This is a genomic window from Streptomyces sp. NBC_00075 (genome assembly GCF_045041225.1).
GTDB lineage: Bacteria > Actinomycetota > Actinomycetes > Streptomycetales > Streptomycetaceae > Streptomyces > Streptomyces adonidis.
Map to the genome: position 1 here is coordinate 9625165 of NZ_CP108243.1, position 13686 is coordinate 9638850.

The 13686-nt window shown below is 70.1% G+C and carries 14 protein-coding genes; 11 read left to right on the forward strand and 3 right to left on the reverse strand.

All coding sequences use genetic code 11. From position 1 onward, the window contains the following. The first annotated feature begins 67 nt into the window (after positions 1-67). The 5 genes from OG787_RS42215 to OG787_RS42235 all read left to right on the forward strand — a co-directional run bounded on the left by OG787_RS42215 (position 68) and on the right by OG787_RS42235 (position 5710). Entirely contained in the window at positions 68-1540 is a 1473-nt protein-coding gene (locus OG787_RS42215) for a FadR/GntR family transcriptional regulator (protein WP_405538831.1), read from the forward strand. 82 nt (positions 1541-1622) lie between these two features. After that, positions 1623-2771, forward strand: coding sequence for an acyl-CoA dehydrogenase family protein (locus OG787_RS42220; protein ID WP_405538832.1), 1149 nt, complete (start codon positions 1623-1625; stop codon positions 2769-2771). Between the two features lie 10 nt (positions 2772-2781). Next, positions 2782-3549, forward strand: a complete 768-nt coding sequence (locus tag OG787_RS42225) for an SDR family NAD(P)-dependent oxidoreductase (protein WP_405538833.1) — start codon at positions 2782-2784, stop codon at positions 3547-3549. Next, a complete protein-coding gene (locus tag OG787_RS42230; RefSeq protein ID WP_405538834.1) occupies positions 3546-4733 on the forward strand; it encodes an acyl-CoA dehydrogenase family protein in 1188 nt (395 codons plus the stop codon). The genes OG787_RS42225 and OG787_RS42230 overlap by 4 nt, the downstream gene beginning before the upstream one ends. Next, positions 4730-5710, forward strand: coding sequence for an NADPH:quinone oxidoreductase family protein (locus OG787_RS42235; protein WP_405538835.1), 981 nt, complete (start codon positions 4730-4732; stop codon positions 5708-5710). The genes OG787_RS42230 and OG787_RS42235 overlap by 4 nt, the downstream gene beginning before the upstream one ends. Positions 5711-5732: 22 nt before the next feature. Here the strand turns inward: OG787_RS42235 and OG787_RS42240 are convergent, their stop codons facing one another. Beyond that, a complete protein-coding gene (locus tag OG787_RS42240; protein ID WP_405538836.1) occupies positions 5733-6596 on the reverse strand; it encodes a mycofactocin-coupled SDR family oxidoreductase in 864 nt (287 codons plus the stop codon). A gap of 175 nt (positions 6597-6771) precedes the next feature. Here OG787_RS42240 and OG787_RS42245 point away from each other — a divergent pair, with 175 nt between their 5' ends. From OG787_RS42245 to OG787_RS42260, 4 genes are read left to right on the forward strand one after another with little or no spacing between them, the layout of a single operon-like run. Then, the gene (locus OG787_RS42245) at positions 6772-7917 is read left to right on the forward strand and encodes an amidohydrolase family protein (protein ID WP_405538838.1); all 1146 of its coding nucleotides are present in this window, start codon (positions 6772-6774) and stop codon (positions 7915-7917) included. Continuing rightward, positions 7914-8150: a hypothetical protein gene (locus OG787_RS42250; protein ID WP_405538840.1), complete on the forward strand. Its 237-nt coding sequence runs from the start codon at positions 7914-7916 to the stop codon at positions 8148-8150. Before OG787_RS42245 ends, OG787_RS42250 begins: the two co-directional genes overlap by 4 nt. A gap of 7 nt (positions 8151-8157) precedes the next feature. Continuing rightward, complete coding sequence (locus OG787_RS42255) at positions 8158-8970, forward strand: mycofactocin-coupled SDR family oxidoreductase (protein ID WP_405538841.1); 813 nt, start codon at positions 8158-8160, stop codon at positions 8968-8970. 14 nt (positions 8971-8984) lie between these two features. Continuing rightward, positions 8985-9173, forward strand: coding sequence for a ferredoxin (locus OG787_RS42260; RefSeq protein ID WP_389354092.1), 189 nt, complete (start codon positions 8985-8987; stop codon positions 9171-9173). An 89-nt stretch (positions 9174-9262) separates the two neighbouring features. Here OG787_RS42260 and OG787_RS42265 read toward each other — a convergent pair whose 3' ends face one another. Further along, positions 9263-10141, reverse strand: coding sequence for a VOC family protein (locus tag OG787_RS42265; protein WP_405538842.1), 879 nt, complete (start codon positions 10139-10141; stop codon positions 9263-9265). Positions 10142-10309: 168 nt separating this feature from the next. On the opposite strand from OG787_RS42265, the gene OG787_RS42270 reads away from it, so the two are divergent. Together OG787_RS42270 and OG787_RS42275 are read left to right on the forward strand one after the other, a co-directional pair. Continuing rightward, positions 10310-11179, forward strand: a complete 870-nt coding sequence (locus OG787_RS42270; RefSeq protein ID WP_405538844.1) for an alpha/beta fold hydrolase — start codon at positions 10310-10312, stop codon at positions 11177-11179. Positions 11180-11229: 50 nt separating this feature from the next. Further along, complete coding sequence (locus tag OG787_RS42275) at positions 11230-11838, forward strand: TetR family transcriptional regulator (protein WP_405538846.1); 609 nt, start codon at positions 11230-11232, stop codon at positions 11836-11838. Positions 11839-11893: 55 nt separating this feature from the next. Here the strand turns inward: OG787_RS42275 and OG787_RS42280 are convergent, their stop codons facing one another. Continuing rightward, positions 11894-13495 carry an FAD-dependent oxidoreductase gene (locus tag OG787_RS42280; RefSeq protein WP_405538847.1) on the reverse strand — a complete coding sequence of 534 codons (1602 nt, stop codon included), beginning with the start codon at positions 13493-13495 and terminating at the stop codon, positions 11894-11896. Positions 13496-13686: the final 191 nt, after the last annotated feature.

Below are 13686 nucleotides of genomic sequence, written 5' to 3' on the forward strand. Positions count from 1 at the left end.
GCACGTGACCCGTGCCACCGGCGAATAGACTGGGGATCCGCAATACCCCCTCTGAGGAGTTGGCCCCATGGCGACTGCCGTCGATCGCGAACCCGCCGACGGCGAGGCCGGTGTCCCGGTCGGCAAGCTGGCCGCGCAGACCGCGCAGCGCATCGAGGCGACCGTGATCCGTCAGGGCTGGCCCGTCGGCGAGTCCCTGGGCTCCGAGGTCGACCTGCGCGAGCGCCTCGGCGTGAGCCGTGCCGTACTGCGTGAGGCCGTACGGCTGGTCGAGCACCACCAGGTCGCCCGGATGCGGCGCGGCCCGAACGGCGGCCTGATCGTCTGCGCCCCCGACGCGGGACCGGCGACCCGGGCCATGGTGATCTACCTGGAATACGTCGGCACCAGCGTCACGGACCTGCTCCAGGCGCGCCAGCTCCTCGAACCGATCGCCGCCGGCCTCGCCGCCGACCGCATCACCGAGGAGGGCATCGCCACCCTCCGAGCCACGCTCGACAGCGAACTCGCCCACTGGGACGACCCGTCGGTCCACTCGCAGGACCCCCTGCACCCGGTGCTCGGCCAGCTGTCCGGAAACCCGGTGCTGCACCTGTTCATCGACGTGCTCACCCGCCTCACCGCCCGGTACGCGCACACCTCCCGCCGTACCTCGAAGGCGGAGATGCACATGGCCAAGGAGACCTCGCACCGGGCCCACCGCGCGGTCGTCGAGGCCGTGATCGCCGATGACGGTGCCCGTGCGCAGACCGAACTCACCGCCCATCTGGAGTCGGTCGCCGCCTGGATCGAGAAGCACCGGGTGCGGCGCGGGCAGCGGATCGCGGGGAACGTGATCGAGCCCGAACTGGTCGAGGGAGCGCGGGCGAAGCTCGCCGAGGTGGTGGCCGCCCGGATCCACGACGACATCGCCGCGCGGGGCTGGCAGGTCGGCATGGTGCTCGGCTCGGAGGCCGATCTGCTGGCCCGCTACGGCATCAGCCGGGCCGTCCTGCGGGAGGCCGTCCGGCTCCTTGAGTACCACCAGGTCGCCCGGATGCGCCGTGGCCCCGGCGGAGGTCTGGTGGTCACCGAGCCGGAACCGCAGGCCAGCATCGACACGATGGCCCTCTTCCTCGAATACCAGGGCGTCACCGCCGACGACCTGCGGATCGTGCGCAACGCGATCGAACTCGGCATCATCGCCAGGGTGACCGCCCGGCACGCCGCGGGCGACACCGAGGTCGTCGAGCGCCTCACGAAGGCCGTCCGGTGGGCCACCGAGGGCCCGGCCGACGACCTCCGCAAGGCCGACCTGTTCCACTCCGAACTGGCGGCCCTGGCCGACAACCCGGTGCTGTCGCTCTTCCTCGCGATCATCACCGAACTGTTCCGCCGGCACGCCTCCGGCCACGACCGCCCGCTGCCCGGTGACACGGCGGCCGACGAGGTCCAGCACGTGCACCAGCGCATCCTCGACGCGATCGTGCAGGGCGACGCCGGAATCGCCCGCCACCGTATGGGCCGTCATTTGGATGCACTCATTCCCTGGTGGCACTGACACTTCCCCTGCCTACGGCAAGAACCTCTAGACCGAGGAAGGTAATTACGTATACTCAATAGGGTCCACCGAAGGAGCTTCGATGCGTCGGACCCTGTTCGAACAGGATCACGAGGACTTCCGTCTCCTGGTCCGTGACTTCCTCGCCCGCGAAGTGCTCCCGGTGTACGAGGACTGGCGCCGCGCCGGCCTCGTCCCCCGTGATCTGTTCACCGCACTGGGCAAGCTCGGCATCATCGGCACGGCGATCCCCGAGGAGTACGGCGGAGGCGGTCAGGACGACTACCGCTTCAACGTCGTCATCCAGGAGGAGTGCGCCCGCGCCGGCGTGACCCTGGGCGGCCTGCGCACCCATCTCGACGTCGTCGTCCCGTACTTCACGGGACTGGCCAACGCCGAGCAGCGGGCCCGCTGGTTCCCGGGGCTGGCCTCGGGCGAGCTGTACACCGCCGTCGCGATGAGCGAACCCGGCACGGGCTCGGACCTCGCCGGCGTCACGACCAAGGCGGTCCGCGACGGTGACCACTACGTCCTCAGCGGAGCGAAGACCTTCATCACCGGCGGCCACCACGCCGACCTGGTGATCGTCGTGGCCCGTACCGCCACCGACCCGGACAACCGGCGCGCCGGGCTGTCCCTGCTGGTGGTGGAGAAGGGCATGCCCGGGTTCACCGTCGGGCGCAAGCTGGAGAAGATCGGACTCCAGGTCCAGGACACCGTGGAGCTGTCCTTCGACGGCGTCCGCGTCCCCGCCGCCAACCTGCTCGGTGAAGAAGGCGCCGCCTTCTCCCTCCTCGGCCGCAACCTGGCCCAGGAACGGCTGGCCATCGCGGTCGGCGCCGTCGCCCAGGCCCGCGCCGCGATCGACCTGACCGTCACCTACGTACGCGACCGGACCGTCTTCGGGAAACCGGTCGCCCACTTCCAGAACACCAAGTTCGAACTCGCCGCCCTGGACACCGAGTTGACGGCGGCCCAGGCCCTGCTGGACGCGGCGATCACCGCGCTCGTCGCCGGTGAGCTGAGTCCCGTGGACGCGGCCAGGACCAAGCTGTTCTGCACCGAGACACAGGGCCGGGTCGTCGACCGCTGCCTCCAACTGCACGGCGGCTACGGCTACATCCTCGAATCGCCGATCGCCCGGCTCTACACGGACGCCCGGGTGACCCGTATCTACGGCGGCACCAGCGAGGTCCTCAAGACCATCATCAGCAAGTCCCTGGGCCTGTAAGGAGTTTGATGTGAACATCGACGGATCGTCGGCGCTGGTCACCGGGGGCGCCTCCGGCCTCGGTCTGGCCACCGCCCGCCGGATCATCGAGCGCGGCGGCAAGGTCGTCCTCGCCGACATCTCCGAGGAACAGGGCGTCAAGGCGGTCGCCGACCTCGGTGACGCCGCCCGCTTCGTCCGCGCCGACGTCACCGACGAGACGGCGATCACGGCCGCCCTCGACGCCGCCGCCGAACTCGGCCCGCTGCGCTTCGTCGTGCACTGCGCGGGCCGCGGCGGCGACCGCCTCCGGATCATCGACCGCGACCGCAACCCCGGCGAACTCGACACCTTCGCCGAGGTCGTACGGGTCAACCTGATCGGCACCTACAACGTGCTGCGCCTGGCCGCCGCCCGTCTCTCCGGCAACGAGGTCGTCGACGGCGACCGGGGCGCGGTGGTCCTGACCGCGTCGGTCGCCGCGTTCGACGGCCAGATCGGCCAGACGTCCTACACCGCCTCCAAGGCCGGCGTGCACGGCATCACCCTGGTCGCCGCGCGCGATCTCGCCAGCTGGCAGATCCGGGTCAACACCATCGCCCCCGGCGTCATGGACACCCCGATGCTCGGCCGGCTCCGCGAGGACATCCGCGACGGCCTCGCCGCGTCCGTCCCGCACCCCAAGCGGCTTGGCGACCCGGACGACTACGCCCGCCTCGCCGTCGAGATGCTGGAGAACCCGTACCTCAACGGCCAGACCGTCCGCCTCGACGGCGCCATCCGTATGGCACCGCGATGACCGACGCGCGCTTCCGCGCCGAACTGCGTGACTTCCTGACGGGACATCACCCCGGTCGCCGTCCCAAGGACCGTGCCGAACGCCTCACTTGGCAGAAGAAGTGGCTGGCCGCCCTGTACGACGCCGGGTTCGCCGGCCCGAGCTGGCCGCGCCGATTCGGCGGTATGGAACTGGACTTCGCCCGCCAGGTGATCTACCAGGAGGAGTACGCCCGAGCCCGGGTCCCCGGCCCCCTCGGCACCGGACTCGGTATCGCCGCGCCGACGCTCATCAAGTACGGCACCCCCGAACAGAAGGAGCGCTTCCTGCGCCCCATGCTGCGCGGCGACTCCGTCTGGGCGCAGGGCTATTCGGAACCGGAGGCGGGCTCGGACCTGCCCGCGCTGCGCACGACCGCGCGCCGGGAGGGCGGTGGCCCCGACGACCCCGATGCCGTGTACGTCGTCAACGGGCAGAAGGTGTGGAACAGTTCGGCCGACATCGCCGACATCCTCTTCACCCTCGTCCGCACCGGACCGCCCGACTCCCGCCAGGACGGCATCAGTTACCTGCTGATCGACGCGCGCGCCCCGGGAGTGAGCGTGCGCCCGCTGCGGGACCTGACCGGGGACGCCCACTTCTGCGAGATCTTCTTCGACGACGTACGCGTCCCCGTGGCCGACCGGATCGGCCCGGAGAACGGCGGCTGGCCCCTCGTACGCACCAGCCTCGGCCATGAACGCGCGGCCGGCGCGATGAACCAGGCGGCGCTGTACCGGCGCGTGCTCGACGAGCTGATCGAGCTGGCACGCGAGCGCGGCGCGACCTCGGATCCCCTGGTGCGCGACCGGCTCGCCGACTTCGAGATCCGGGTGCGGATCATGCGCCTGACCGGGATGCGCACCATCGCCGACATCATGGCGAAGGGCGAGCCCGGGCCCGCCTCCTCGACGTCACGCCTGTTCATCGTGACCTTCGAACAGGAACTGCACGAGTTCGCCGTGGAGTTGCTCGGCGCGTACGGCATCCTCGGCCGCCGGGATCCGCACGCCGTCCAGCGCGGGCGCTGGGTGTGGGGCTTCCTGCGCACCCGGGCCTCCACGATCGGCGCGGGCACCGCCGAGATCCAGCGCAACACCATCGCCGAACAGGTACTGGGCCTGCCCCGGGACCCGGCGATGCCCACCGCCGAGAGGACACGATGAGAGCCGCACGCTGTACGGAGTACGGGCCCCCTGCGGGCCTCGGTGTCGTCGAGCTCGACGACACCGAACCCGGCCCGGGGGAGGTGCTGGTCCACGTCCACGCAGCGGCCGTCAACTTCCCCGACGTCCTGCTCGTGGCCGACCGTTACCAGGTCCCCGCGCCCCTGCCCTTCACGCCCGGCAGCGAGTTCGCCGGCGTCGTGGCCGCGCTGGGGCCCGGGGTGACCGGACCTCCGGTGGGCTCACCTGTGGCCGGGGCGGTGCTGACCGGCGCCTTCGCCGAGCAGGTCGTGGTGCCGGTGACAGGGCTGCGCCCGGTCCCCGAGGGGCTCGACATGGTCCACGCCGCCGCGTTCCACGTGACCTACGCGACCGCCTACCACGCCCTGACCACCGTGGGGCAGGGAGCGGCGGGGGAGTGGGTGGCGGTCCTCGGAGCGGCGGGCGGGGTCGGCTCCGCCGCCGTCGACGTCGCGACCCGGCTCGGGATGCGCGTGGTCGCGGCGGCGTCGAGCGAGGAGCGGCTCGCGGTCGTCCGCAAACTCGGGGCGGTGGCGGGCGTGGACTACGTCCGCGAGGACCTGAAGACCCGGCTGCGTGAACTGACGGACGGCGGCGTCCACTTGGTGGTCGACCCGGTCGGCGGCGACCACGCCGAGGCCGCCCTGCGCGCACTGCGGCGGGGCGGCCGGTTCGTCACGGTGGGCTACGCCGACGGGAAGATCCCCCGGATCCCGCTGAACCTGGTCCTGCTCAAGGACGCGGTCGTACGGGGCTTCGAGATCCGGATGCTGCGCCAGTACGCCCCGGACGCGGTGGCCGCCGGCGACCGGGCGCTCGCCGCGATGGTCCGCGACGGGATGCGCCCGCTCGTCTCCCGCGTCCACCCGCTCGCCGACGTGGCCGCCGCCCTGACCGATGTCGCGGAACGCCGGACCACCGGGAAGGTGGTCATCGACATGACGGGCGGCGCCTGATCTTCGTTCGCGTGAACTCCGGTCAGAAGGTGGGCATTTGGGGGCGCCGCTTGACGTACCCGCCCGCGTCGACGCGCATCTGCATACCGGTGACGTAGCGGGACTCGTCGGAGACCAGGAACAGGACGGTGTCGGCGATGTCCTCGGGCTCGACGTAGGGGACGCCGAAGCCGGTCGTCGCGGGGAAGTTGGGCAGCGCGTCCTCGCGGGTCGGGTTCTCCAGGTCGGGGCGGAACGAGCGGTACATCAGGTCGCTGTTGAGCATGTCCGTGTTGACGTTCGTCGGATGCAGCGCGTTGACCCGGATGTGCCGGGACGTCAGCACCGTCGCCAAGTCATGGACGAACGCGGCCACTTGGCGCTTCGCGAACGAATAGCCCAGGCCTCCCGGCCCGTTGGCGGGATTGTCGACGGTCGCCGGGATCAGCCCGGCGATCGACCCGGTCGCCACGATCGAGGCGCCGTCGGGCAGATGCGGCAGTGCCGCGTCGACGGCGTGCACCACCCCGTTGAAGTCGACGGTCACGGCGTCCAGGAAGGCCTGCGCGGTCTGCCCCGGGCCCAGCGGGCAGATCCCGGCCTGGGCCACCACCGCGTCCAGCCGCCCGAGTTCGGCCACCCCCTCGGCCACGGCCGCCTTGAGCGCCGCCGGATCGCGTACGTCGGCCTTGCGGGCGACGATGCGCCGCCCGAGCTTCTCGACCTGACGCACGGTCTCGTCCAGATCGGACTCGGTGGCCAGCGCGTAGCCGTTGGTGGGGATGTCCTCGCAGAGGTCCACGGCGATGATGTCGGCGCCCTCCGCGGCGAGCCGGATCGCCTGGGCCCGGCCCTGGCCGCGCGCCGCCCCGGTGATGAAGACGACCTTGTCCTGCACTCGACCCATGGGGTCTCCTTCCGTCGGATAAAAGAGTAGCCTGAATCTCGATGGATGGATCTGGCTCACCTCCATGATCCGAGAGAAGCTAGGGGTTTCATCACCTTCTTCCACTGAGTGGGACCCGATCAGTACACGCAATGTGCCGATGCTGGAGAGTCTCCGAGACCGAGGGAGCGCAAGGATGCCGTTGCAGCCATGGATGAAGTTGCTGTCGACCGACGATCACCTGATCGAGCCCCCACGACTGTGGACCGACCGCCTGCCCGCGAAGTACCGGGAAGCGGGCCCGCGCAGCGTCGAACAGCCGCGTGGGGAGGGCCAGTCGCCCGCCGAGGTGTGGGTCTACGAGGACCGGATCTACCCCTACATCGGCCTCAACGCGGTCGCGGGCAAGAGCCCCGAGGAGTTCGGCCTCGAACCGACGCGCTACGACGAGATGATCCCCGGCTGCTACGACCCGAAGGCCCGCATCCGCGACATGGACCTCGACGGGGTCTGGGGGGCGCTGTGCTTCCCCTCCTTCCCGGGCTTCTCCGGCCATGTCTTCCTGGACGGCAAGGACCGTGACCTCGCGCTGCTGTGTGTCCAGGCGTGGAACGACTTCGTCCTCGACGAGTGGTGCGCCACCGCACCCGGCCGGCTGATCCCGCTGGTCATCATGCCGATGTGGGACGTCGATCTCTGCGTCGCCGAGATCCACCGCACCGCCGCGAAGGGCGCGAAGGCGATCTCCTTCCCGGAGAACCCCGCCCCGCGTGGCCTGCCCTCCTTCCACACGGACTACTGGGACCCGATGTTCTCCGCGGCCGTGGAGACCGACATGCCCCTGTGCCTGCACTTCGGCACCTCGGGCAAGCCGCCGAAGACCGCCGAGGAAGCCCCGTTCGCGGTCACGATCACCCTGTTCGGCACCAACGCCATGTACGCCACCGCCGACCTGCTCTTCTCCCCGGTGCTCCACAAGCACCCCAAGCTGAAGATCGGGCTGTCCGAGGGCGGCATCGGCTGGATCCCGTATCTGCTGGAGCGAGCCGACGGCACCTGGGAGCGGCACCGCTTCTACCAGAACGTCAACCAGAGCGTGAAGCCCTCGGAGCTGTTCCACAGGCACTTCCACGGCTGCTTCATCGACGACCGCTTCGGCGTCGAGGTCCGCCACCACGTCGGCATCGACAAGATCACCTGGGAGTGCGACTACCCGCACTCCGACTCGTACTGGCCCAAGAGCCGCGCCTACGCCGCCGAGGTCCTCGCCGACGTACCCGATGACGAGGTGCACAAGATCGTGGAGCTGAACACCCGCCGCCTCTACAACCTCCCCGCATGAGCCGGCGCCCTGAGTCCGAGCGCTCCGACTGGACCGACCTCGACCTGCTCACCCGCGAGGAGGCCCACGGCAGGCTCCTCACGGAGATCGCCGACACGGACGTACGCCTCGCCGAACTCGGTGCCGGCGACGAGGCCGAGCGCGAACTCCTCCAGCGACGGCTGAGCGCACTGCACGAGGCCGCCGAGGACCTCATCGGTCCATCCGGCCCGACCGACCAACAGAAGAACTGAGGCTGCCATGGGGCGAGTTGAGAACAAGGTCGCGCTCATCACAGGGGCGGCACGCGGTCAGGGGCGTTCCCACGCCGTGCGGTTGGCGGAGGAGGGCGCGGACATCGTCATCACCGACGTCTGCCGCGACATCAGCGACGCGCTGCCCTACTCGCTCGCGGCGAAGGAACAGCTTGAGGAGACCGCCGAGTTGGTACGGGCGACCGGGCGGCGGTGCGTCGCCGTCCAGGCCGACGTCCGCTCGATCACCGAGATGCGGGCCGCCGTCGACGCGACCTACGAGGAGTTCGGGCGGCTCGACACCGTCGTCGCCAACGCGGGCGTCATGAGTTCGGGTTCAGCCTGGGAGCTGACCGACGAGGCGTGGGACGTCGTCGTCGACGTCTGTCTCAAGGGTGCCTGGAACACGGCACGGGCGGCGCTCCCGAGGATGATCGAGGCGGGCGCCGGCGGCTCGATCGTCATGATCAGCTCGGCCGCCGGAATCCGCGGCCATGTGCCGTACGCCCACTACGTGGCCGCCAAGCACGGGGTGGTCGGCCTGATGAAGGCCCTCTCCAACGAACTCGGCACCCACCGCATCCGGGTGAACACCGTCCACCCCACCGGCGTCAGTGACACCGGCATCACCGTCGGCGTACCGATCGAGGAACTCGCCGAGCGGGAACCGATGTTCGCCCTCGCCGCGATGAACACCCATGCCCCGTACGTCGAACCACGGGACGTGTCGAACGCGGTGCTGTTCCTCGCGTCGGACGAGGCGAGGTATGTCACCGGCCTCCAGTTCACCGTGGACGCGGGGTCGACCAACAAGCCGTAGAACAGGAGTGGTTCGTGAAGATCACCATCGACAAATCGGCCTGCTCGGGACACGCGCGGTGCGCGGTGGCGGCACCCGAACTCTTCCGTCTCGACGACGACGGCTACGCGCTGCCCTTCGACGGAGAGGTCCCGGAAGGCCTCGAAGGGGCGGCCCGTGACGGTGAACGGGCCTGCCCGGAACGGGCGATCACCGTCGAGTGAGACGGCGGTGACATGACCCGGCAGTGACATTGACTGAGCCCCACGCCCCGGACCGATTCCAGGAGGCGTGGGGCTCAGGGCTCTTCCGCTCAGCCGGCGGCCGGCGGCATCGGCGGCGGAGTGAAGTGGTGGCCCCAGAACGCGCCGTCCGTGATCTCGTACACCGGCACCGGCTCGGGCACCTTCAGGCCGTTCCAGCCGAACTCGACGGCGTAGTTCTCCGGCGACCACACGTAGAACGACACCATGTGGTCGTTGGTGTGCTTGCCCAGCGTGTGCATCATCGGGACCTCGTACTTCCCGGCCCGGTCGAGCGCGCGCCCCACGTCGTCCAGGGTCGCCCCCTCGACCATGAAGTGCAGCAGCCGCCCCGGACCCGGCATCGGCGTCACCCCGAGGGTGTGGTGCCGGGGGTTGCAGCCCATGAACCAGGTCGTGCCGCCCGGCGAGCGCATCGTGTTGCGCTCGATGAAGCCGAGGACGTTGACATAGAACTCGAACGTCGTCCGCGCGTCCTCGGCGGAGATGATCGCGTGGCCGAAGCCCATGTCACCGGTGACGAACTTCGACACCAGTGGGGTCTGCACCGGCACATGGTCGAGGGTCGTGCCGTAGAACAGCTCGACCGGGTTGCCGCCCGGGTCGTTGAACTTGACGAAGCCCGTGACCTTGCGCGCGGCGGCCTCCGCCTCGGTGCCGGCCGTCACCTTGATCCCGGCCTTCTCGACATCCGCGACCAGGCCCGCCAGCTCCCGCTCGTCCAGGACCTCGAAGCCCAGCGCCGTCATCCCGGGCTGTGCCCCCGGAGAGACCACGATGCGGGCCGGATAGTCGTCCATCCGGAAGTGGAGCGACTCGGGATCGGCGCCCTCGACGGGCATCAGACCGAGGAAGTCGCCCCCGAAGGCCTTCCACTTGTCGATGTCGTTGGACTCAAGACGCAGGTACCCGAGTGAGCGAACACCCATCAGGTCCTCCCCTCACGTTGCTTCGCATTGGTCAGGTCCGGGCGGCCCGAGAGCCCCCGGCTTCGCTACATCCACGACGCTAGACAGCCCGCGCCGCCCCCGCCGGGACCGTCCCACTGATCGGGAGCCCACTGGCGAGGGCCGCCGTCCCGGTGCCACGGTGCTGTCATGACACTCACCTCTCTGACGTACGAGGACACCCTGCGCGAACTCCCCACGGACGAGGGCGTGTTGCGCTACCACGAGGCGGGCGACGGACCGCCGCTGCTCCTGCTGCACGGGTCGGGGCCCGGTGTGACCGGCTGGCGCAACTACCGGGGCAACCTGCCCGTGTTCGCGAAGCACTTCCGCACCCTCGCCCTGGAGTTCCCCGGCTTCGGCGTGAGCGACCCGACCGACGAGAACCCGATGATGGCGGCCCCCAAGGCCGTACTGCGCTTCCTCGACGGCCTCGGGCTCGACAAGGTCGACGTCGTCGGGAACTCCATGGGCGGATTCGTCGCCGTGGGGCTCGCCGTCGCCCACAAGGACCTGTTCCGCCGGGTCGTCACCATCGGCGGGGTGGGCCGCAACATCCTGTCCCCGGCGCCCAGCGAGGGCCTGAACCTGTTGATGGAGTTCGCTGAGAACCCCACTCGGGAGAACCTCGTCCAGTGGCTGCGCTCGATGGTCCACGACCCGGCCCTGCTCACCGACGAGCTGATCGAGGAGCGCTGGGTGAGTGCCACCGACCCGGCGACGCTGGAGGCGTCCCGCCGGATCTACGGCCGGCAGGCGATGGCCGCGATCATGGCCGCCCAGGCCCACTCCGACCAGCCCATCTGGGCCGCCCTCCACAAGATCACCGCGCCCACGCTGCTGACCTGGGGCCGCGACGACCGGGTGACTCCGCTGGAGAACGCGCTGCTGCCGATGCGCACCATTCCCAAGGCCGAGCTGCACGTCCTCCCGGACTGCGGGCACTGGGCGATGATCGAGCAGAAGGCGGCCTGGGAGAGCGCGGTCCTGGCCTTCCTGACCCGCCCCGAGACCTCCTGAGGGGCAACGCGGGGCGGCGACTCGACGACACCGCATGAGGGGGCGACGACGTGGCAAGACCCGCAGAGGTACGGCAGCCCGCCGCTCCGATGTCGAACCGCCAGGCCGCCCGTCAGGTCCGCATCCTGCACGCCGCCTCCGACCTCGGCGCGCGCGAGGGCCTCGCCCGGGTGCAGATGCACGACGTGGCCAAGGAGGCGGGCGTCGCGATCGGCACGCTGTACCGCTACTTCCCGTCCAAGCCCTACCTGTTCCTGTCCGTCCTCGAATGGCACATCGACCAGTTCCTCGGGGGCCGTGACGCCGGCTGTCCGGCCGCCGACGGGACCGACCCGGCGGCCGAGGTGGCCGAGACACTCATCGAGCTGAGCGGAAAACTGCTGGCCAGCCCGCTCCTCGCCTCGGCCGTGGCGCTGTCGTCGTTCACCGAGTACGCGAGCGTCGTCCCGACCCGGTTCGACATCGTCGAGAGGGCCCTGGGACAACGGCTCCTGCGCCTGCTCGGCGGCCGCTGCGACAAGGAGACCGCGCGCAGCAGGGTGCGGCTGCTGGTCTACAGCTGGTGGGGCCTGTTCGTGGCCATGCTGACCGAGGAGATCACCACCGAACAGGCGGAGGCGGATCTGCACCTGGCCGCACGGCTGATCGCCGCGCCCTGAACGGACGTACGGCAGTGCCCGGGACACGAAAGGTGTCCCGGGCACAGCCGTGAGGTCAGTCCTTCGCGCCGGCGATGTCCAGTACCGCCAGGTAGGAGAAGGCGACACTCGAACCGATCGGGGTCCCCGCACCCGGGTACACGCTTCCGGACATCGCGGCCATGGTGTTCCCGCTCGCGTAGAGCCCGTCGATCGAGGTGCCGTCAGGCCGCAGCACCCGCGCGTTCTCGTCGGTCTTGAGACCGCCCTTGGTACCGATGTCGGCCGGAAGAATGGTCGCGACGTAGTACGGCGGGGTGTCGAGCGGCGGCAGCAGCGCGTTCGGCCACTCGGTCGTGGGCGGCGCCGGGAAACTCAGCTCGGGATGGGCGGGGAAGCCCAGCACGTAGTTGGCGATCTGGTCCCAGGGCGTCTCACCGCGATGGAACCGCTCGTCGACTCCGGTGGGCGCGTAGGTGTTGAACTCCTCGATGGTCTTCCGCAGCGCCTCGATCGGTACGTCGATCAGCTTGGCCAGCTCCTCAAGGGTGTCGGCCTTCTTCAGGGCACCCGACTCGAACCACTCGGAGCTGACGGGCTGGTCGGCCGGTCCACCGAAGCTGTCCCGGTCGAGCTGGCGCTGGTCGAACACCCAGTGGGCGGGGATGTGCGAGACACCCGTGGTCCGGTGCAGACGGAGTATCTCGCGCCCGGCCTGGTCATAGGGAAGGTTCTCGTTCATGAAGCGTTCGCCGGCGGCGTTGACCCAGATCCCGCCCCGGGTGCCCGTGTGGAAGAGCGGAAGTCCGTCCGGCCACACAAGACCCGGTATGCACCAGGCCTGGTCGAGCAGTTCGGTGGCGGCACCGACCGCCATCCCCGCCAGCAGGGCGTCGCCGGTGTTCTCCGGGGCGCCGTTGGACCACTCGCCGGTGAGCGGCGGCTGGTGCTTCGCGCGCAGTTCGGGGTCGCGTTCGAAACCGCCGGCGGCGAGGATCACGCCCCGCGTGGCGCGGATCCGGACGCGCTCACCCTCGCTGACGGCGTCCACGCCCACGACCCTGCCGTCCTCGACGACGAGGCTCTCCAGCGCGGTGTTGAGCCGGAGCGTGCCGTGCCCGGTCTCCAGGAACGCGGCCAGCGTCCTGCCGATGAGCGCACGGCCACCGTTGAGCACCGGGCCCTGGTCACGGCCCCATCGTTCCATCGGGAGGGGCTCGCGCACCAGCCGGGCGTACTCGCCGAGCTCGGCGGCGGGAACCTCCGCCGGGAAGATGGTGTGCCCCGCGGGGGAGGCGCCGGGGGCCGCCGCGTAGTACTCCGGCACGGGCCCGTGCACGAAGGACCCGAACCGCGGATTCTGCTCCAACTCGTCGATCACCTGTGCGCCGGCCCGCAGATAGGCGTCCTGGAGCCGCTCGCGGGAACTGTCGTCGACGACACTGCGCAGATACGTCCGGGACTTCTCCACATCGTTCTCGACGCCGGCCCGGTCCAGCGGCGCGGAGCCCGGGAACCAGAGCCCGGCGCCGGAGTAGGCGGTGGTACCGCCCACCCGGTCGGTCTTCTCGATGACCAGCGTGCGCAGGCCGCGCGAAGCCGCCGCATACGCCCCGACCAGACCTCCACCGGACCCTACGACGACCACGTCGTAGACATCTTCGTTGATGCTCACCATGGACCTCTCCTCCAGCCGTTCAGCAGCTAGCCGCTGACGGTAACGAGCCGTCACGCCGCCGCTGTTCAGCCATCTCGCTCACCGAGACCCCCCACCGGACACCCCAGTCCCGCTGAGCGGAACACACGAGCCTGCCGTACACCGAGCCCGCTCAGGCTGGGTGTACGAACGGTTCAGACGAACAGAGGGCA

Excerpts from the sequence above, each read along its gene's own strand:
- OG787_RS42215 (WP_405538831.1), top strand. The coding sequence starts at position 68 with ATGGCGACTGCCGTCGATCGCGAACCCGCCGACGGCGAGGCCGGTGTC.
- OG787_RS42220 (WP_405538832.1), top strand. The coding sequence starts at position 1,623 with ATGCGTCGGACCCTGTTCGAACAGGATCACGAGGACTTCCGTCTCCTG.
- OG787_RS42230 (WP_405538834.1), top strand. The coding sequence starts at position 3,546 with ATGACCGACGCGCGCTTCCGCGCCGAACTGCGTGACTTCCTGACGGGA.
- OG787_RS42235 (WP_405538835.1), top strand. The coding sequence starts at position 4,730 with ATGAGAGCCGCACGCTGTACGGAGTACGGGCCCCCTGCGGGCCTCGGT.
- OG787_RS42240 (WP_405538836.1), bottom strand. The coding sequence starts at position 6,596 with ATGGGTCGAGTGCAGGACAAGGTCGTCTTCATCACCGGGGCGGCGCGC.
- OG787_RS42245 (WP_405538838.1), top strand. The coding sequence starts at position 6,772 with ATGCCGTTGCAGCCATGGATGAAGTTGCTGTCGACCGACGATCACCTG.
- OG787_RS42250 (WP_405538840.1), top strand. The coding sequence starts at position 7,914 with ATGAGCCGGCGCCCTGAGTCCGAGCGCTCCGACTGGACCGACCTCGAC.
- OG787_RS42255 (WP_405538841.1), top strand. The coding sequence starts at position 8,158 with ATGGGGCGAGTTGAGAACAAGGTCGCGCTCATCACAGGGGCGGCACGC.
- OG787_RS42265 (WP_405538842.1), bottom strand. The coding sequence starts at position 10,141 with ATGGGTGTTCGCTCACTCGGGTACCTGCGTCTTGAGTCCAACGACATC.
- OG787_RS42270 (WP_405538844.1), top strand. The coding sequence starts at position 10,310 with ATGACACTCACCTCTCTGACGTACGAGGACACCCTGCGCGAACTCCCC.
- OG787_RS42280 (WP_405538847.1), bottom strand. The coding sequence starts at position 13,495 with ATGGTGAGCATCAACGAAGATGTCTACGACGTGGTCGTCGTAGGGTCC.